Source organism: Krasilnikovia sp. MM14-A1004 (assembly GCF_047159485.1).
In the GTDB taxonomy this organism is placed as follows: Bacteria; Actinomycetota; Actinomycetes; order Mycobacteriales; family Micromonosporaceae; genus Actinoplanes.
In genome coordinates this window covers 4,860,350-4,879,341 of the sequence record NZ_AP038773.1, presented here as the reverse complement: position 1 = coordinate 4,879,341, position 18,992 = coordinate 4,860,350, and the positions used below count along the sequence as shown (strand labels likewise).

Here is an 18,992-nt window from a genome sequence, read left to right as displayed (position 1 = left end):
CGGCCGGGCGGCGTCAGAGGGACAGGATGCGCTCCAGGAACTCCCGGTAGCCGCGCATCGCCATGCGCATGCTCTCCGTGTCCGGCGCGGCCGTGTGCCGCAGCGGGTCCAGCTCGTCCCGCTCGGCCAGCAGCGACTCGGTGAGTTCGTGCACGGCCTCGGTGAGCAGGTCGTGGGCGCGGGTGAGGGCCGCCACCGGGTCGTCGACGAATCCGGCCTTCACCTCGTGCCACTCGGCGCGGAAGTGCGCGGCACCCGCCTCGTCCCAGAACGCGATCTCGGTCTCGCGGACGTCACCCGGCCGCAGGGCGGCACGCCCGTCCGGCCCGCTGGCCGCGTCACCGTCGTTGCCACGCCGTCGCCCGGCGACCCCGTCGTCGGTGCCCAGGCCGCTCGGACGGCGGCCTCCCGCGACGGCCTCGTCATCGTCACGGACCCGCCGCGAGGCCCGCGACGTCTCCGGCACGGGGGCGCCGGAGACCGGAGCGCCGGAGACCGGGACCGCCGGCGCGGGGAGCAGGGGCGCCGGTGGCGTGGCCGACACGGCGCCGGAGACCGGGGCGAGGGGCGCCGACGCCACCGAGGTGGGCAGCGTGGAGGCGTCCAGGCCGGGCGGCGGCGGTGCGGCCGCGGGCAGGCCGGGCGTGGCAGGGCCGGGCGTGGTCGGCGGTGCGGCCGACCCCACCGTGGGCCCGGCGGCGGCGCCCGGTGGCAGCGGTGGGATGCCGACACCCGGCAGACCCGCAGGAGGGGGCGGGACGGCGGCGCCGGAGGTCGGCGCGGCCCACGCCGGGGGCGGGTTCTCGCCGGAACCGTTCACCGGCGGCCGGGGTGCCTCGGCGCGGCCGAGCGGGAACGACATGACGCTCCCCGACGCGCCGGTCGACGAGCCGCGTCCGTTCACCGGGCCGGGGTGCGCCCCCGAGTCACCGTTGCGGTACGTCCGGTCGGCGTCCACCGCCGGGAAGCCGCCCTGGTTGGCGCTCCACGGGCGGGCGCCCGAGACGGATCCGAGCAGGGCCTCGGGGCCGCGGCGGCCGCCCAGCCCGGTCACCTCGATGTCGTCGGCCGGTCCGGGCGGCTGCGTCGGCAGCATCGGGGTGGCGGGCAGGTCCAGGGCCGGGGTCTGGTGACCGGGCAGATTCAGGCCGGGGGCCGTACCGCCGGGCAGATTCGGGCCGGGGGCCGTACCGCCCGGCAGGTTCTGGTCGGGGTGTGGCGCCAGGTCCGGCCCGGCCCCCTCGGGCTCCTCCGAGGCGGGCGTGCGCTGGCCGGGCGCGGGCATCCCGTGCGACGGCCAGAAACGGGCCACGCCGCGCGACTGCGGAACGTTCTCGGGGCTGGAGGTGGGCTCCATCGGATCAAAGACTCCCGTCGCGAGGGGACGCGACCCGCAGGAGAGCGGCGCTGCGGGCGGCGCGCGGGCACCCGGGAGGTGCGGCGCCCACCGACCGTACCGTTCCGGACCGCCCGGCACATCCCCGGTGCGGCCACCCGGACGGAGATCACTGCCCGACCACCCGTCAGCCCGTGCGCTGCCGCATATGCGCGGCGTCCGGGGCCGCGCCGGTCCTCGGCCGGGCCGCCGGCGGTGCGGTGCCGGGCCGTTGCCCGGCGGCCGGGAGCAGCGGCAGTCCGTACACGGTCAGCAGCCACGCGAGGAGAATGAGCCGGTCGCCCTGGCTGGCGGTGGGGTGGCCGGCCTGGTTGCCGAACCCGGCCAGCAGGGCCGCGAAGATCGCGAAACCGACGACGGTGCGGGACCGGACGACGCCCCACGCGGCCACCGCCCACGTGATGATCATGAGTGGGGAGCGGAGCTGGTCGGCGACCCAGAGGATCCAGAACCGGGCGTTGGCTCTGAGCCAGTACAGGGCGGGGTCGGGCACGTCCGGCCGCCGGAAGTGCTCGGTCGCCAGGTCCTGCATGCTCTCCGCGCCGCCGGGCCAGCCCAGCGCCGCCGGCACGGCCCACAGGACGATCGCGGCGGCCGTGCAGACGGCGATGACCACGAGCAGCGGCCGGGCCGGGCGCCCGGCCCGGCGCGCGGCCACCAGGGCGAGCGCGGCGGTCCCCGCCAGCGCCGCCGCGAACAGCAGGAACTGCGAGTACTTCACCACCAGGCCGCCGCCGAAGGCCGCGACCATCAGGACCACCCCCGGACGGGTACGGCGGGTCATCGTGTACGCGACACCGAGCAGCCCCAGCGTGACCAGGGTCAGGGTCATGCCCTCCGCCAGCGGCGCCATCGTCCAGTGGCGCTGCGGCAGGATCAGGTACAGCACCTGGCCGGCGACGGCCAGCGGCACGGTCACGCCGACCACGCGCAGCAGCAGGAAGACCAGCACCGAGCCGGCCAGTGTCCAGATCAGCGTGGTGAACCACATGCCCATCCGGGGCCCGAGCAGGGCGACGCCGGGGGCGTAGAACACGGCGACCCCGGGCCGGGACAGGAAGATCCGCTCGTAGCGGGGCGACAGGATCGCCGCACCGCGGACGGTGATCCCGGGGCCGTAGCGGCTGCCGGTGGCCAGCCGGTTGTCGGCGTGCAGCGTGCGCAGGCAGTCGTCGGCGGCCCGGTCCGCCTGCGGTGAGCCGCCGGTGAGCAGGTGTGCCGCCAGGCGGGGCCGGCGATAGCCGTCGCAGAACGCCTGGACGGTCTGCTCCCGGCCCGCCGCGCGGCCGACACCGAGCAGGTCGAGGGTCTGTGCCAGGTACTGCGTCGAGTCCGGGTAGAACCGGCCGGGCGCGGCGGTGAGCTGGGCCGCCGAGAACAGGACCGCGACCAGCACCACCCATACCCAGGGCCGGGCGGACACCAGCCGGGGCCCGTCCCGGCTGTGCCGGACCGGTCGGTGCTCGCGGTGGCCGTCGGTGAGGGGCATGTGGTGATCAACGATCGACGAGCGGCAAGCGTCCGGGTGCCCGGATCGTGGGCGGTCGGCGGCCTGCGCGGGCGTGGTCGCCGCGTGCGGGACAATCGCTGACGTGTCCGTACCTGAACTCGCCCCGCACTCCGCGCTGGACCCGGCCATCGCCGCCCGCCTCAAGCGCACGCCCGACGGCCTGGTGGCCGCGATCGTGCGCGAGCACGGCAGCGGCGACGTCCTGATGCTGGCCTGGATGGACGACGAGGCGCTGCACCGCACGCTGACCACCGGCCGGGCCACCTACTACTCCCGCAGCCGCCGCGAGTACTGGGTGAAGGGCGCCACCTCCGGCCACCACCAGTACGTGCGCTCCGTCGCCCTGGACTGCGACGGCGACGCGCTGCTGCTCACGGTGGATCAGGTCGGCGCGGCCTGCCACACGGGCACGCACACCTGCTTCACGGACGACCTGCCCGTGACGGGGCCGGAGAGGGGCACAGCGTGACCAGTGGCGCGGTCGTTCCCGACGAGGACGGTTTCGTCGCGCGGGCCGCGCACCGCCGGGTCGTCCCGGTGGTCCGGCGGCTGCTGGCCGACGGCGAGACCCCCGTCGGCGTGTACACGAAGCTGGCCGGTGGCCCGGGCACCTTCCTGCTGGAGTCGGCGGAGCAGGGGGCCGCCTGGTCGCGGTACTCGTTCATCGGGGTGCGCAGTGCGGCGACGCTGGTCGAGCGCGCCGGTCAGGCGGCGTGGCTCGGTGAGCCGCCCGCGGGCGTACCGGTCGACGGCGACCCGGTGGTGGCGCTGCGCGAGACGGTCGCGGCGCTGGCCGCACCGCCGGACGCGGACGCCGACGCGGGCCTGCCGCCGCTGACCGGCGGCATGGTCGGCTATCTCAGCTACGACCTGGTCCGCCGTTTCGAGCGGCTGCCGTCCCTGGCGGTCGACGATCTGCCCGTGCCCGAACTGGGCATGATGCTGGCCACCGACCTGGTGGTGCTCGACCACCACGACGGCTCGGCGATCCTGGTCGCCAACGCGGTGCTGTCCGGCGACGCGGACGAGCGGGAACGGCGGGCCGCGTACCACCACGCGGTGGGCCGGCTGGACGCGATGACCACGGCGCTGTCCCGCCCCACCCCGCCGATGATCTCCGCGGTCGACCGGCTCACGCCCGGCGCGGCGGTGAGCCGGACCCCGGCGGGGGAGTACCAGAAGGCGGTCGAGCAGGCCAAGGAGGCGATCCGGGCCGGGGAGTGCTTCCAGATCGTGGTGGGTCAGCGCTTCGAACGGCCCACGGACGCCAACCCGCTGGACGTCTACCGGGTGCTGCGGGCGACCAACCCCAGCCCGTACATGTATCTGCTGCGCTTCGACGACTTCGACATCGTGGGGTCCTCGCCCGAGGCGCACCTGAAGGTCAGCGCCGAGCCCGACGGCACCCGCCGGGCGCTGCTGCACCCGATCGCGGGGACCCGCTGGCGTGGCGCCACCCCGGAGCAGGACAACGCGCTCGCGGCGGAGCTGCTGGCCGACCCGAAGGAACGCGCCGAGCACGTCATGCTGGTCGATCTGGGCCGCAACGACCTGGGCCGGGTGTGCACTCCGGGCACCGTGGAGGTGCCGGACTTCGCCCGCATCGAGCGGTACAGCCATGTCATGCACATCGTCTCGACCGTGGTCGGGCAGTTGCGCGCCGATTCCAGCGCGTTCGACGCGCTGGCCGCGACGTTCCCGGCGGGCACCCTGTCCGGGGCGCCGAAGGTCCGTGCCATGGAGATCATCGACGGGCTGGAACCGACCCGCCGCGGCCTGTACGGCGGCACGGTCGGCTACTTCGGCTTCGCCGGGGACATGGACATGGCCATCGCCATCCGGACCGCGCTGCTGCGTGACGGCGTCGCGTACGTGGGGGCGGGCGCCGGGATCGTGGCGGACTCCGATCCGGCCGCCGAGGAGCAGGAGACGCGGAACAAGGCGGCCGCGGTGCTGTCCGCGATCGCGTCCGCCGAGACCCTGCGTGCCGCCCGCTGATGGCCCCGCAACGACTGCTCGGCCCGGCGGCCGTGGCCTGCGCGGCGGGCGCCGGCCTGGCCCTGTACGCCGCCACCCGCACCTGGTCGGTCCAGGTCACCCCGCGGCCGGGCCTGACAGAGCTGCGCGCCGCGCACACCGGTGCGCAACAGGCGCCCTGGCTGGTGGCGCTGGCCGTGGTCGCGCTCGCCGGTGCGGGCGCCCTGCTGGCCACCCGCGGCCCGGCCCGCCGCCTGCTCGGCGGGTTGCTCCTGGTGATCGGGCTGGGGCTGGCCGCCGCCGCGGTCGCCGGACGGGCGACGCTGGACGCGGGCGCGGCCGGGGCGGCCGCGACGCTCGGCCCGGCGGCGTGTGTGCTGGGCGGGGCCCTGGTGACCCTGGCGGGCTGGTGGGCCGCCCGGCACGGGCACCTGTGGCCGGCGATGGGCGCCCGGTACGAACGGGGCGCCACACCGCAGTCCCCGGATGGCGCACATCGCGACAACGCGCAGCGAAACGACAACGCGCAGCGAAACGACAACGCGCAGCGAAACGACGACGCGGCGAACGACGGCCGGGCCACCGATCGGGCCGGGCCCGAAGGGCCGCGCGACCGGGCAGCCGACGGTCAGCGGCCGGTGACGCCGCCCGTGGACACCAGGGCGGCGTGGGACGCGCTCGACCGCGGCGACGACCCGACCACCTGAGTCCCGGCCACGCCGGACCCGACGGCCCGGGTCCGGCCGCTGCGGGCGGGCGGGCCGGAGGCCAGCAGGTCGGCCACCAGGCGCTCCAGGTCCGCCCGGGCCTGGCGCGCCGCGCGGTCCGCGCAGATGGCGTCCCACGCGTTGCTCTGCGCCGTGCGGACCTTGCCGTCGCCGACCACCACCCGCTCGACGCCGGCGACGAGGTCGACGGCGACGGAACACACCGCGCGGGAGAGTGCGACGATGCCGTTGGTCTGCGCATTCACTGCACTGGCCATGGTCAACTCCACAACTGCTCGTCGGCTGGTCGGCGCCCCCGACGCCGTGAACCAGTTTGCCCGAATGAGATGTTGCCCGAGTCGTGTTTCCGCGCGGTGACGACGACGTCAACGGGATGGGCCATCCACCGTTCAGCCGATTCGGTGCAGGCCGCCAGGCGGGGCCACAGAGGCGCCTGTGATCGACGAGACAGGGTCCTGGCAGCGCATTATGCCGCGCCCACGTAGTGGTGTGCGTCGCACCCCGGACAGTCGGTGATGCGCGCCGCCACCTAGCATCGGGCGGAAGGCACCCGGAGAGGGAGGTCATTACGTGACATCCGATCAGGCGGAAGCGGGCGCAGGCGGACCCGCCGACCGGGACTCCGGACCGCAGAACGTACTGGAAGAGATCTTGGCCGGCGTCCGCGAGGACGTGGCCCAGCGGCAGGAGCAGGTGCCGCTGGAGCAGATCCGCGACCTGGCCGCGGCGGCCCCGCCCGCGATCGACGCGTACGCGGCGCTGCGCAAGCCCGGCGTGGCGGTGATCGCCGAGGTGAAGCGGTCGTCGCCGTCCAAGGGCGCGCTGGCCGACATCCCGGACCCGGCCGAGCTGGCCGGTGAGTACGCGGCGGGCGGCGCCCGCTGCATCAGCGTGCTCACCGAGGGCCGCTGGTTCGGCGGCTCCCTGGCGGACCTGGCCGCGGTACGCGCCGCGGTGCAGGTCCCGGTGCTGCGCAAGGACTTCGTGGTCTCCAGTTACCAGGTGCACGAGGCCCGCGCCCACGGCGCCGACCTGGTGCTGTTGATCGTGGCGGCGCTGGAGCAGAACGTGCTGGTCGGGCTGCTCGAACGCATCGAGTCGCTCGGCATGACCGCCCTCGTCGAGGTGCACAACGAGGAGGAGGCCGACCGGGCGCTCGCGGCCGGGGCCCAGGTCATCGGCGTCAACGCCCGCGACCTGCGGACCCTGGAGGTGGACCGCTCCGTCTTCGAGCGGATCGCCCCCGGCCTGCCCAACAACGTCGTCAAGATCGCCGAGTCGGGGGTGCGCGGCCCGCACGACCTGATCCGGTACGCCTCGGCGGGCGCCGACGCGGTCCTGGTCGGCGAGGGCCTGGTCACCAAGAAGAGCCCGCGCGACGCGGTCGCCGAGCTGGTCAACGCGGGCAACCACCCGGCCACCCCGAGGCCCGTCCGATGAGCGAACTGCCCGACCTGGCCGGTCACTTCGGCCGGTACGGGGGCCGGTTCGTGCCCGAGGCCCTGGTCAAGGCGCTCGACGAGCTGGACGCGGCGTACCGGCACGCGAAGACCGACCCGGAGTTCCAGGGCCGGTTCACCGGGCTGCTGCGCGACTACGCGGGCACCCCGTCGCTGCTGTACCGCGCGGAGCGGCTGTCCGCCGCGGTGGGCGCGGAGGTCCTGCTCAAGCGCGAGGACCTGAACCACACCGGCGCGCACAAGGTGCGCAACGTGCTCGGCCAGGCCCTGCTGGCGCAGAAAATGGGCAAGAAGCGGGTCATCGCCGAGACCGGCGCGGGCCAGCACGGCGTCGCCAGCGCCACCGCCGCTGCCCTGCTCGACCTCGACTGCGTCGTGTACATGGGCCAGGTCGACACCGAGCGCCAGGCGCTCAACGTGGCCCGGATGCGGATGCTCGGCGCCACCGTCGTGCCGGTCACCAACGGCTCGCGCACCCTCAAGGACGCCCTCAACGAGGCATTGCGCGACTGGGTGTCCACCGTGGAGACCACCCACTACCTCTTGGGTACGGCCGCCGGGCCGCACCCGTTCCCGGAGCTGGTCCGCGACTTCGTGGGCGGCATCGGCACCGAGGCCCGCGCCCAGTGCCTGGAGCAGCTGGGCCGCCTGCCCGACGCGGTCGCCGCCTGCGTGGGCGGCGGTTCCAACGCCATCGGCATCTTCCACGCCTTCGTGCCCGACACCGGCGTCCGCCTGTACGGCTTCGAGGCCGGTGGCGATGGCGTGGAGACGGGACGGCACGCCGCCTCGATCACCGGCGGCTCGTCCGGGGTGCTGCACGGCGCCCGCACGTACGTGCTGCAGGACGACGACGGCCAGACCCTCGAATCGCACTCGATCTCCGCGGGGCTGGACTACCCGGGCGTCGGCCCCGAGCACGCCTGGCTGCACGACACCGGGCGGGCCACGTACGAGCCGGTCACCGACGCCGAGGCGATGGCCGCGTTCCAGCTGCTGTGCCGTACCGAGGGCATCATCCCGGCGATCGAGAGCGCGCACGCGCTGGCCGGTGCCGCCCGCCTCGCCCCGCGGCTGGCCGCCGAGCTGGGCCGCACCCCGACCATCGTGGTCAACCTGTCCGGCCGCGGCGACAAGGACGTGCACACCGCCGGGGCGTATTTCGGGCTGCTCGGCGACGTGTCGACGCTCGTCCCCGGGGAGAACTCATGACCGGCATCGCCGAGACGTTCGGCAAGGCACGCGCCGAGGGCCGGGCGCTGCTCGTGGGCTGCATGCCCGCGGGCTTCCCGACCGTGGACGACAGCATCGCCTCGATGGTGGCCATGGCCGAGGCCGGGTGCGACGTCATCGAGGTGGAGCTGCCGTACTCGGACCCGGTGATGGACGGGCCGGTGATCCAGAAGGCCAGCGACATCGCTCTGGCGAACGGCGTGCGTACCCGCGACACGCTGCGCATCATCGAGGCGGTAGCGGCCACGGGCGCGCAGGTCGTGCTCATGACGTACTGGAACCCGATCGAGAAGTACGGCGTCGACGCGTTCGCCCGCGACCTCGCCGCGGCCGGGGCCACCGGCATGATCACCCCGGACCTGATCCCGGACGAGGCGGCCGAGTGGCTCGCCGCCAGCGACCGGTACGGCAACGACCGCACGTTCCTGGTCTCCCCGTCGTCGACCGACGCGCGGATCGCCATGACCCTCGGACACTGCCGCGGCTTCGTCTACGCCACCGCGCTGATGGGCGTCACGGGGGCCCGCTCCCAGGTCTCCCAGCAGGCGCCCGACCTGGTCGCGCGGATCCGCGCGGCCGACCCGGACATGCCCGTCGGAGTCGGCCTGGGCGTGGGCACCGGCGCGCAGGCGGCCGAGGTCGCCGGGTTCGCCGACGGGGTGATCGTGGGCAGCGCCCTGATCCGGTGCGTGCTGGAGGCTCCCGACGTCGCCAGCGGGCGGCAGCGGCTGCGCACGCTCAGCGCCGAGCTGGCGCAGGGGGTACGCAACCCCCGCCGCTGACCGGGGGACCTGCGCCGCCCGCCCTGGGGATTGCCACCACGCCGTACGGCGGTAGCCTGTGCACCCGTGACGCTCGCCGCAATTCCCAGCCCCACCGTGTCGGTCTGGCACGTGTTCGGTTTCCCGATCCGCGCGTACGCGCTGTGCATCGTGCTCGGCATCGTCGTGGCGGTGCTGGTCATGGAGGCGCGGCTGCGCCGCCGCGGCGTGGCCCCGTGGGCGTCGCTGGACATGGCCGTGTGGGCCGTGCCGTTCGGCATCGTGGGCGCCCGCATCTACCACGTCATCACGTCGCCGCACGACTACTTCGGTGCCGGGGGCAGCCCGATCAAGGCGTTCTACATCTGGGAGGGCGGCCTCGGCATCTGGGGCGCGGTCGCCGGTGGCGCGGTCGGCGCGTGGATCGCGGCGCGCCAGCTCGGCCTGCCGCTGAGCGTCTTCGCCGACGCCCTCGCCCCCGGCCTGCCGCTGGCCCAGGCGGTCGGCCGGTTCGGCAACTGGTTCAACAACGAGCTGTACGGCAGCGTCACCACCCTGCCCTGGGGCCTGCGGGTGCACGACATGGACCGCGACAACCCGGGGCACGCCCTGACCGACGGCGGCAAGCCGGTCACCCTGCCCGACCTCTACCACCCCACCTTCCTGTACGAGGCGGTCTGGGACGTCGGCGTGGCCGGGCTGGTGTTCCTGGCGGACCGCCGGTTCAAGTTCGGCCGCGGCCGGGCGTTCGCCCTGTACGTGATGGCGTACACCGTGGGCCGGTGCTGGATCGAGATGCTGCGGGTCGACGACGCGAGCCACTTCTTCGGCATCCGCCTCAACGTCTTCACCTCGATCGTCGTGTTCATCGGCGCCCTGACGTACTTCCTGCTGGTCAAGGGCCCCCGCGAGTACGTGGTGCCGATCGACGCGCCGGAGACCGCCCCCGCACCGGCCGCTGCCGGTGACCTCGGCCAGGTGGACGTCACCGCCGCCGCCGAACCGGCCCCGGGCAAGGCGCCGCGCGCGTACCAGGTGGTCAGCGAAGAGCGTTTCCGGGCGTACGAGCGGACCGGGATCCTGCCGCCGGAGGACGCGGCGGCCTCGGACACCGCCGAGCGGGGAGACGCGCCCTCCGGCGATGCCGCCACGCCGGACCCGGGCTCCACCGCGCCCGCTGCCGGGCAGCGCTCCGCCGCAGCGCCCTCGGGTCGGAGCGACACCGCGCCGGGGGCGGGCCAGGGCTCCGCCGCGGCGGCCTCCGGCCAGGGCTCCGCCGCGGCGGCCTCCGGCCAGGGCGACGCTGCGCCGGGGGCGGGCCAGGGCTCCGGCACGCCCGGAAATGCGGACAACGGCTCCGCCGCGCCCGGTGCGGGCACCGGAGACGGCACCCAGCCGGCCGGCTCCTCGGCCGGTCCCGCCGACGAGCGCTGACCCGACAGCCCCGGCGGGAGGCGACGTGCGCACGGCCGTGGTGGTGGGCGCCGGGATGGCCGGGCTGGCCGCCGCCGGGGCGCTCGCCCGTACCGGCTGGCGGGTGACCCTGCTGGAGCGCGGCGAACGCATCGCCGCACCGCCGACCGCCCTGGTGCTTTGGTCCAACGGCCGCCGGGCGCTGGAGGCCATCGATCCCGGCGGCGGCTGGGAGGGCATCGCCGCCCCGCTGCCCGACGGCGGCGTGCGCCGCCCCGACGGCGGCTGGCTGGTGGCGCCCCGCAGCCGGCCCGGCGCCGGACCCGCCCCCGCCGTGGTGCACCTCGAGGACCTGTACGACACGCTGATCGCGGGCCTGGGCGACCGGGTGGAGATCCGTACCGGTGCGCGGGTCACCGCGGTCACCGGCCGCGGGCGCCGCCTGTCGGTCGCGGACGGCCCGACGGTGTTCGAGGCCGACCTCGTGGTCGCCGCGGACGGCATCGACAGCCCGGTACGCCGGGCGCTGGCGCCCGAGTCCGTGGCGGTCGGCTCGGGCTTCGCGGCCTGGCAGGCCGTCGTGCCGGGCTACCGGCTGCCCCGGCTGAACGCGGAACAGGCCGCGGGCGGCGAGACCCTGGGTGCCGGATACCGGTTCGTGTCCATGCCGCTGGGCGAGCGGGCCGCGGGCCGGGGCGGCATGTACTGGGTGGCCACCGCCGCGGGCGCGCCCCGCCCGGAGCCGCCCGCCACCCAACTGGCGCTGCTGCGCCGCTGGTTCGGGCGCTGGCACGCCCCGATCCCGGAGCTGCTGGCCGCCACCCGGCCCGAGGATCTGGTCCCGCAGGAGGTGCGTGAGCTGCGCCCGCTGCCCCGCGCGTACGGCTTTCCCGCCGGGCCCGGTGGGGTGGTGCTGGTCGGCGACGCGGGCCACGCGATGCCGCACCACCTCGGGCAGGGCGCCTGCCTGGCGTTCGAGGACGTGGCGACGCTGGCGGCCCTGGTGGGCGGGGCGCGGCCCGGCCCGGAGCTGCGCGCGGCGATCGACACGTACAGCCGGACCCGGCGGCCCCGTACGACGAGCGTGGTGCGTCAGATGCGGCGGATGTCGGCGGTGGTGCAGGCGCGGGGGCGGCTGGCGCTGCGCGCCCGGGACGCCGCGCTGGGCTCGCTGCGCCCGCGCATGCTGGGCCATGCGGAGGGCCTGGCCGCGCAGTGGCAGCCCCCGGAGTGACGCCAGCGGGCTCGAACCGACCGGGCGGTCACATCGGCGCGGGAGCGGGCTCCGCGATACATGCCGTGCCGATCCGGCGGAAGCCGATCTTGGAGTAGAGCCGGGCGACGTCGTCGTCACCGGCGGACAGGAACACCAGGTCGGCGCCGGACTGCAGGGCCTGCCGGGCGAGGCTCGCGGTGAGCTGGGACGCGTACCCGCGGCGGCGCGCCGACGGCAGCGTCGCCACCCCGGCGACCTCGGCCACGTCCCCGACCTGCTGCACCACCCCGCTGGCCACGATCCCGTCCGCGTCCGACTCGACCACCGCGGTGGTCTGCCGCCCGGACAGCTCGCGCTGCCGTGCCGCCTCGACCCGGGCCGCGTCGAGCCGGGGTGCGGCGTCGCGTTCCCGCGGCCCCGCCGTCGAGATGACCAGCTTCCCCTCGGCGTCGGGCGTGGGCATCGGTGTGGCGGGTGCGCTGAAGCCGAGCTGGGCGACCGCGCGGCTGGCGGCCAGATCGTCGGCGAATCCGGGTGCTGCCGGGTCGAGCCGCCTGATCCGCGCGCCGGGCAGGGGCAGATCCGGCACGAGCGCCGCCCGCTGCAGTACCATCAGCGGCGCGAGCAGCACCTCCAGGCCGGCGGAACGGGCGACCGCGAGCAGGTCGGGGGTGGTTTCATGCACCCATTCGAAAGCCTCGGCGACCCCGAGCTCTCGTTGGCGCTGCCGCACCGCAGTAACATCGGCCGCAGATGGTGTCGGCGCCCCGATCCGGGGTCGGGCGTAGAAAGGCCAGCCCGCACCGTCGCGCACGAACAGCACGAGGTTTCCGATGTCCTCCGCGCCAGCGGCGTCGCGGGGCACAGCGTCGTAGAAGCGTTCGAGACGTGTGAACACGTCGGGGTTCGGAAGCGCCACCGCGCGAGACTACCCAATCGTGCGGGCGCCAATTCGTGCGGACGGCAGTGTGATCGATCCGCAGTGTGACGAATCTGCATCTGGCGGAGATCGGTAACCCTTAACGTAGACTCTAGTGACTTTGCAGGGCCGACGTCGTCCCGACCTTGATACGAAACACCAGTGACGACAGGAGGCCCGGTGGCTCTTCCGCACCCGCTGAACCTGCCTACGACGGACATCGCCCGTCGCGCGGAGGGCTCGCCCGCCGCGGAGCAGCGCGCCCAGGGGCTGTACGACCCGGCGCACGAGCACGACGCCTGTGGCGTGGCGTTCGTGGCCGACCTGTACGGCCGGCGCAGCAACGACGTCGTCGCGAAGGGCCTGTCGGCACTGATCCGGCTGGACCACCGCGGCGCCCGCGGCGCCGAGCACAACACGGGCGACGGCGCCGGCATCCTCATCCAGGTGCCGGACACTTTCCTGCGCGCGGTCGTCGACTTCGAACTTCCTGCGGCCGGACGGTACGCGACCGGCCTGGTCTTCCTGCCCAACGACCCTGACGCGCAAGCCCGCGCGATCGCGGTGTTCGAGAAGTACGCCCTGGTCGAGGGCGGCGACATCCTCGGCTGGCGCGACGTGCCGGTGAACCCGTCCGGGCTGGGGGAGACCGCCGACGCGGCCCGCCCCGCGATCCGCCAGGTGTTCCTGGCCGCGCACCGTCTCACCAGCTCCGCGGACGGCGCGGCGGGCGACCCGCTCGAGGGCATCGAGCTGGACCGTGTCGCGTTCTGCATCCGCCGGCAGACCGAACGGGAGACCGCGCAGCGTGGCGTGGCCGCCTACTTCCCGTCACTGTCCTGTCGCACCATCACCTACAAGGGCATGCTCACGCCGGACCAGCTGCCCGAGTTCTTCCCCGACCTGTGCGACGAGCGGGTGGACAGCGCGATCGCGCTGGTGCACTCCCGCTTCTCCACCAACACGTTCCCGTCCTGGCCGCTCGCACACCCGTACCGGATCATCGCGCACAACGGTGAGATCAACACGATCCGCGGCAACCGCAACTGGATGGCCGCCCGCGAGGCGCTGCTGGCCTCGCCGAACGTGCCGGGCAACATCAAGCGGCTGTTCCCCATCTGCACGCCGGAGGCCTCCGACTCGGCGAACTTCGACGCCGTGCTGGAGCTGCTGCACCTGGCCGGGCGCAGCCTGCCGCACGCCGTCCTCATGATGATTCCCGAAGCGTGGGAGAACGACCCGGGCATGGACCCGGCCCGGCGCGCCTTCTACCGCTTCCACGCCAGCCTGATGGAGCCGTGGGACGGCCCGGCCAGCGTCGCGTTCACCGACGGCACCCTGATCGGCGCGGTGCTCGACCGCAACGGCCTGCGCCCCGGCCGCTGGTGGCACACCAGCGACGGCCTCGTCGTGCTGGGCAGCGAGGCGGGCGTGCTCGACCTCGACCCGGCCACCGTCGTCGCGAAGGGCCGCCTGCAGCCGGGCCGGATGTTCCTCGTGGACACCGCCGCGGGCCGCATCGTGCACGACGACGAGATCAAGAGCGAGCTCGCCGCCGCCGAACCGTACGACCAGTGGCTGCACGCCGGTCTGATCGACATCGCGGACCTGCCGCCGCGCGAGCACATCATCTACACCCACGACTCGGTGATGCGCCGCCAGCAGGTGTTCGGCTACACAGAGGAGGAGCTGAAGATCCTCGTCGCGCCGATGGCCCGCACCGGCGCCGAGCCGCTCGGGTCGATGGGCACGGACACCCCGATCTCGCCGCTGTCCACCCGCCCGCGGCTGCTGTTCGACTACTTCCACCAGCTGTTCGCGCAGGTCACCAACCCGCCGCTGGACGCGATCCGCGAGGAGCTGGTGACCAGCCTGGGCACCACGATCGGCCCGGAGGGCAACCTGCTCGACCCGGGGCCGGCGAGCTGCCGTCAGGTGGTGCTGCCGTACCCGATCATCGACAACGACGAGCTGGCCAAGCTGCTCTCCATCGACGAGGACGGCGACCTGCCCGGCTTCAAGGCCGTGCGCGTGTCGGGTCTGTACCCGTTGCGCGACGGCGGGGAGGGCATCAAGGCCCGGCTCACCCAGATCTGCCGCCACGTCTCGGAGGCCATCGAGGACGGCGTACGCATCCTCGTGCTCTCCGACCGCGACGCCAACGCCGACCTGGCGCCGATCCCGTCGCTGCTGCTGACCGCCGCCGTGCACCAGCACCTGGTGCGCGAGCAGACCCGCACCCAGGTTGCGCTGGTCGTCGAGAGCGGCGACTGCCGGGAGGTGCACCACGCGGCCGTGCTCATCGGGTACGGCGCCGCCGCGGTCAACCCGTATCTCGCGTTCGAGACGGTCGACGACCTCATCGCCACCGGCCCGCTCGCCGGGATGGACCCGTCCAAGGCGGTTCGCAACTACGTCAAGGCGCTCGGCAAGGGCGTCCTGAAGATCATGTCCAAGATGGGCATCTCGACGGTGACGTCCTACTGCGGCGCGCAGGTGTTCGAGGCCGTCGGTCTCGACGACGAGCTGCTGCAGCGCTACTTCATCGGCACCTCCGGGCGCATCGGCGGCGCGGGCCTGGCCGAGATCCACGCAGAGGTCGCGGCGCGGCACGCCAAGGGCTACCCGGCGAACCCGGCCGAGCGGGCGCACCGCCGCCTGGAGGTCGGCGGCGAGTACCAGTGGCGCCGCGAGGGCGAGATCCACCTGTTCAACCCCGAGACGGTGTTCCTGCTGCAGCACGCCACCCGCAGCCGCCAGTACGACGTGTTCCGCCAGTACACGTCCAAGGTGGACGAGCTGTCCGCCTCCGCGGGCCACCTGCGCGGGCTGTTCCAGCTCAACCCCGACCGGCCGCCCGTGCCGCTGGAGGAGGTGGAGCCCGCCAGCGAGATCGTCAAGCGGTTCTCCACCGGCGCGATGAGCTACGGCTCCATCTCCGCCGAGTCCCACGAGACCCTCGCGATCGCCATGAACCGGCTCGGCGCCAAGAGCAACACGGGCGAAGGCGGCGAGGACGTGGAGCGCCTGTACGACCCGGCGCGCCGTTCCGCGATCAAGCAGGTCGCCTCCGGCCGCTTCGGCGTCACCACGGAGTACCTGGTCAACGCGGACGACATCCAGATCAAGATGGCGCAGGGCGCGAAGCCCGGCGAAGGCGGCCAGCTGCCCGGCAACAAGGTGTGGCCGTGGATCGCCAAGACCCGGTACGCCACCCCGGGCGTCGGCCTGATCTCCCCGCCGCCGCACCACGACATCTACTCCATCGAGGACCTGGCGCAGCTCGTCCACGACCTGAAGATGGTCAACCCGACCTCGCGGGTACACGTCAAGCTGGTCTCCGAAATCGGCGTCGGCACCGTCGCCGCGGGCGTCGCGAAGCTCAAGGCCGACGTCATCCTCATCTCCGGCCACGACGGCGGCACCGGCGCGTCCCCGCTGAACTCGCTCAAGCACGCGGGTTCGCCGTGGGAGCTGGGCCTGGCCGAGGCGCAGCAGACGCTGCTGCTGAACAAGCTGCGCGACAGGGTCACCGTGCAGGTCGACGGCCAGCTCAAGACCGGCCGCGACGTGGTCATCGCCGCGCTGCTGGGCGCCGAGGAGTTCGGCTTCGCGACAGCGCCGCTGATCGTGTCGGGCTGCATCATGATGCGGGTCTGCCACCTGGACACCTGCCCGGTCGGCATCGCCACGCAGAACCCGGTGCTGCGCGAGCGCTACACCGGCAAGCCCGAGTTCGTGGAGAACTTCTTCCTGTTCCTCGCGGAGGAGGTCCGCGGCTACCTGGCAGAGCTGGGCTTCCGCAGCATCGACGAGGCGATCGGCCACGCCGAGGTGATCGACACCGCCCCGGCCGTCGACCACTGGAAGGCAAAGGGTCTCGACCTGAGCCCGCTGCTGTACGTACCCGAACTGCCCGAGGGCGCCGCCCGCCGCGGCATCGTCGCCCAGGACCACGGCCTGGAGAAGGCCCTGGACAACGAGCTGATCGCGCTGGCCGCACCGGCGCTGGCCGAGGGCACGGCGATCCACGCCGAGCTGGAATGCCGCAACGAGCAGCGCAGCGTCGGCGCGATGCTCGGCGGTGAGGTCGCCCGCCGCTACGGCGGCAACGGCCTGCCCGACGACACGATCGCGTTCACGCTGCGCGGCACCGGCGGGCAGTCGTTCGGCGCCTTCCTGCCGCGCGGCGTCACGCTGCGGCTGATCGGTGACACCAACGACTACGTCGGCAAGGGACTGTCCGGCGGCCGCATCATCGTGCGCCCGCACGAGCAGGCCCCGTTCGTCGCCGAGGACAACATCATCGCCGGCAACACCATCCTGTACGGCGCCACCGGCGGCGAGGTGTTCCTGCGGGGTCGTGCCGGTGAACGTTTCGCGGTGCGCAATTCAGGCGCCGCCGCTGTCGTCGAGGGCGTCGGCGACCACGCCTGCGAGTACATGACCGGCGGCACCGTGGTGGTGCTCGGCACCACCGGGCGCAACTTCGCCGCGGGCATGAGCGGCGGCACCGCGTTCGTGCTGGGCCTGAACCCGAACCAGGTGAACCCGGAACTGGTCGACCTGGCCCCGCTCACCGACGCCGAACAGCAGCAGCTGCACGGCCTGCTGGAGAAGCACAGCGCCGAGACCGGGTCGGCCGTGGCCGCCCGGCTGCTGGCGGACTGGCCCGCCGCGGTGGAGCAGTTCACCGCCGTGGTCCCGCGCGACTACAAGCGCGTCATGGAACTGATCAGGACCGCCGAGGCCGCCGGTCGTGACGTCGACGAGGCGGTTATGGGGGGCATCAGTGCCTGATCCGAACGGTTTCCTGCGCTACGAGCGGCAGCTGCCCAAGCGGCGTCCCGTGCCGGTACGCATCCAGGACTTTCACGAGGTGTACCCGCCCGCGAGCGAGGAACTCATCCGCGACCAGGCCACCCGGTGCATGGACTGCGGCATCCCGTTCTGCCACGACGGCTGCCCGCTGGGCAACCGCATCCCGGACTGGAACGACCTGGTCCGTACCGGTGCCTGGGCGGCCGCCGCGGAGAGCCTGCACGCCACGAACAACTTCCCGGAGTTCACCGGGCGGCTGTGCCCCGCGCCGTGCGAGGCCGCGTGCGTGCTCGGCATCGCGGATGACGCGGTCACCATCAAGCAGGTAGAGGTCGAGATCGCCAACCACGCGTTCGACCTGGGGTACGTGCAGCCGCAGCCGCCCGCGGCCCTGTCCGGTAAGAGCGTCGCCGTGGTCGGCTCCGGTCCCGCCGGGCTCGCCGCCGCCCAGCAGCTGGCCCGGGCCGGTCACGCGGTCACCGTGTTCGAACGCGACGACCGCATCGGCGGCCTGCTGCGCTACGGCATCCCCGACTTCAAGATCGAGAAGACTGTCGTGGACGCCCGCCTGGCCCAGCTCGAGGCCGAGGGCGTGGTGTTCCAGACCGGCGTCAACGTGGGCGTCGACATCACCGCCGACGACCTGCGCGAACGCTTCGACGCGGTGCTGCTGGCCTGCGGCGCGCTCGCGGGCCGCGACACCCCCGAAACCCCGGGCCGCCGGCTCAACGGCGTCCACCTCGCCATGGAGCACCTCGTACCCGCCAACCGGGTGGTCGCCGGGCTGCAGGACACCACGCCGATCGACGCGCGCGACAAACACGTCGTCATCATCGGCGGCGGCGACACCGGCGCCGACTGCCTCGGCGTCGCGCACCGCCAGGGCGCGGCCGGGGTCGTCCAGCTCGACCAGTACCCCCTGCCGCCCGATGTGCGCGCCGCCGACCTGCACCCCTGGCCCACCTGGCCGGTCATCCTGCGCAACTACCCCGCCCACGAGGAGGGCGGCGACCGGGTCTTCGGCGTCGCCGTGCAGGAGTTCGTCGACGACGGCAACGGCAACGTGACGGCCATCCGCATCGCCGACGTGAGCGTCGAACGGCGCGACGGCAAGCGCATCGTCACCGTCGCCGAGGGCAGCGAGCGGGAACTGCGCGCCGACCTGGTGCTGCTGGCCATCGGCTTCGAGGGCACCGAGGACTCGCCGCTGCTGGCCCAGTTCGGCGTCACCCGCAACCGGCGCGGCGCGCTGGACGCCCGCGACGACTGGCAGACCGACGCCGACGGGGTCTTCGTGGCCGGCGACATGCACCGCGGTGCGTCGCTGATCGTGTGGGCCATCGCCGAGGGCCGGGCCGCCGCCGCCGCGATCCACCGCTACCTCGGCGCGTACGGCGAACTGCCCGCACCGGTCCGGCCGTCCTCGCAGCCCCTCGCAGCCGCGCGCTGACCGCACGTCACGGGCGCGGGACGCAACGCCGTCCCGCGCTCGTTCCGTACCCCTGGAGGGGCCATCTGCGCACGGGCGCTGCGCGGCGCCCGATAAGCTGGGGCCGTT

At 74.0% G+C, this 18,992-nt stretch carries 14 protein-coding genes; 10 read left to right on the top strand and 4 right to left on the bottom strand.

What is annotated here, in order from left to right; all coding sequences use genetic code 11:
• Positions 1–13 precede the first annotated feature (13 nt).
• Complete coding sequence (locus tag ACMCNN_RS20790) at positions 14–1,357, bottom strand: hypothetical protein (protein ID WP_412742182.1); 1,344 nt, start codon at positions 1,355–1,357, stop codon at positions 14–16.
• A gap of 166 nt (positions 1,358–1,523) precedes the next feature.
• On the bottom strand, positions 1,524–2,885 hold the full coding sequence (locus tag ACMCNN_RS20785) for a hypothetical protein (protein WP_412742181.1): 1,362 nt from the start codon (positions 2,883–2,885) through the stop codon (positions 1,524–1,526).
• A gap of 103 nt (positions 2,886–2,988) precedes the next feature.
• On the opposite strand from ACMCNN_RS20785, the gene hisI reads away from it, so the two are divergent.
• Genes hisI through ACMCNN_RS20770 form a run of 3 tightly spaced genes read left to right on the top strand, consistent with a single transcriptional unit; the run spans position 2,989 to position 5,590 of the window.
• Entirely contained in the window at positions 2,989–3,375 is a 387-nt protein-coding gene (gene hisI, locus ACMCNN_RS20780) for a phosphoribosyl-AMP cyclohydrolase (RefSeq protein WP_412742180.1), read from the top strand.
• A complete protein-coding gene (locus ACMCNN_RS20775) occupies positions 3,372–4,904 on the top strand; it encodes an anthranilate synthase component I (protein WP_412742179.1) in 1,533 nt (510 codons plus the stop codon). The genes hisI and ACMCNN_RS20775 overlap by 4 nt, the downstream gene beginning before the upstream one ends.
• Positions 4,904–5,590, top strand: coding sequence for a Trp biosynthesis-associated membrane protein (locus tag ACMCNN_RS20770; RefSeq protein ID WP_412742178.1), 687 nt, complete (start codon positions 4,904–4,906; stop codon positions 5,588–5,590). The genes ACMCNN_RS20775 and ACMCNN_RS20770 overlap by 1 nt, the downstream gene beginning before the upstream one ends.
• Here the strand turns inward: ACMCNN_RS20770 and ACMCNN_RS20765 are convergent.
• A complete protein-coding gene (locus tag ACMCNN_RS20765; RefSeq protein WP_412742177.1) occupies positions 5,512–5,868 on the bottom strand; it encodes a hypothetical protein in 357 nt (118 codons plus the stop codon). The genes ACMCNN_RS20770 and ACMCNN_RS20765 overlap by 79 nt on opposite strands.
• Before the next feature lie 382 nt (positions 5,869–6,250).
• Between ACMCNN_RS20765 and trpC the strand changes: the two genes are divergently transcribed.
• The 5 genes from trpC to ACMCNN_RS20740 all read left to right on the top strand — a co-directional run bounded on the left by trpC (position 6,251) and on the right by ACMCNN_RS20740 (position 11,712).
• Positions 6,251–7,051, top strand: coding sequence for an indole-3-glycerol phosphate synthase TrpC (trpC, locus tag ACMCNN_RS20760; RefSeq protein ID WP_412747230.1), 801 nt, complete (start codon positions 6,251–6,253; stop codon positions 7,049–7,051).
• Entirely contained in the window at positions 7,048–8,283 is a 1,236-nt protein-coding gene (gene trpB / locus ACMCNN_RS20755; protein WP_412742176.1) for a tryptophan synthase subunit beta, read from the top strand. The genes trpC and trpB overlap by 4 nt, the downstream gene beginning before the upstream one ends.
• Positions 8,280–9,086 carry a tryptophan synthase subunit alpha gene (trpA, locus tag ACMCNN_RS20750; protein ID WP_412742175.1) on the top strand — a complete coding sequence of 269 codons (807 nt, stop codon included), beginning with the start codon at positions 8,280–8,282 and terminating at the stop codon, positions 9,084–9,086. The genes trpB and trpA overlap by 4 nt, the downstream gene beginning before the upstream one ends.
• Before the next feature lie 66 nt (positions 9,087–9,152).
• The gene (gene lgt / locus ACMCNN_RS20745) at positions 9,153–10,499 is read left to right on the top strand and encodes a prolipoprotein diacylglyceryl transferase (protein WP_412742174.1); all 1,347 of its coding nucleotides are present in this window, start codon (positions 9,153–9,155) and stop codon (positions 10,497–10,499) included.
• A gap of 25 nt (positions 10,500–10,524) precedes the next feature.
• Positions 10,525–11,712: an FAD-dependent oxidoreductase gene (locus tag ACMCNN_RS20740; protein WP_412742173.1), complete on the top strand. Its 1,188-nt coding sequence runs from the start codon at positions 10,525–10,527 to the stop codon at positions 11,710–11,712.
• A 28-nt stretch (positions 11,713–11,740) separates the two neighbouring features.
• Here ACMCNN_RS20740 and ACMCNN_RS20735 read toward each other — a convergent pair whose 3' ends face one another.
• The gene (locus ACMCNN_RS20735; protein WP_412742172.1) at positions 11,741–12,613 is read right to left on the bottom strand and encodes a GNAT family N-acetyltransferase; all 873 of its coding nucleotides are present in this window, start codon (positions 12,611–12,613) and stop codon (positions 11,741–11,743) included.
• A gap of 219 nt (positions 12,614–12,832) precedes the next feature.
• On the opposite strand from ACMCNN_RS20735, the gene gltB reads away from it, so the two are divergent.
• Positions 12,833–17,413, top strand: a complete 4,581-nt coding sequence (gene gltB, locus ACMCNN_RS20730) for a glutamate synthase large subunit (protein WP_412747229.1) — start codon at positions 12,833–12,835, stop codon at positions 17,411–17,413.
• Positions 17,406–18,884 carry a glutamate synthase subunit beta gene (locus ACMCNN_RS20725; protein WP_412742171.1) on the top strand — a complete coding sequence of 493 codons (1,479 nt, stop codon included), beginning with the start codon at positions 17,406–17,408 and terminating at the stop codon, positions 18,882–18,884. Before gltB ends, ACMCNN_RS20725 begins: the two co-directional genes overlap by 8 nt.
• The last annotated feature ends 108 nt before the right edge of the window (positions 18,885–18,992 follow it).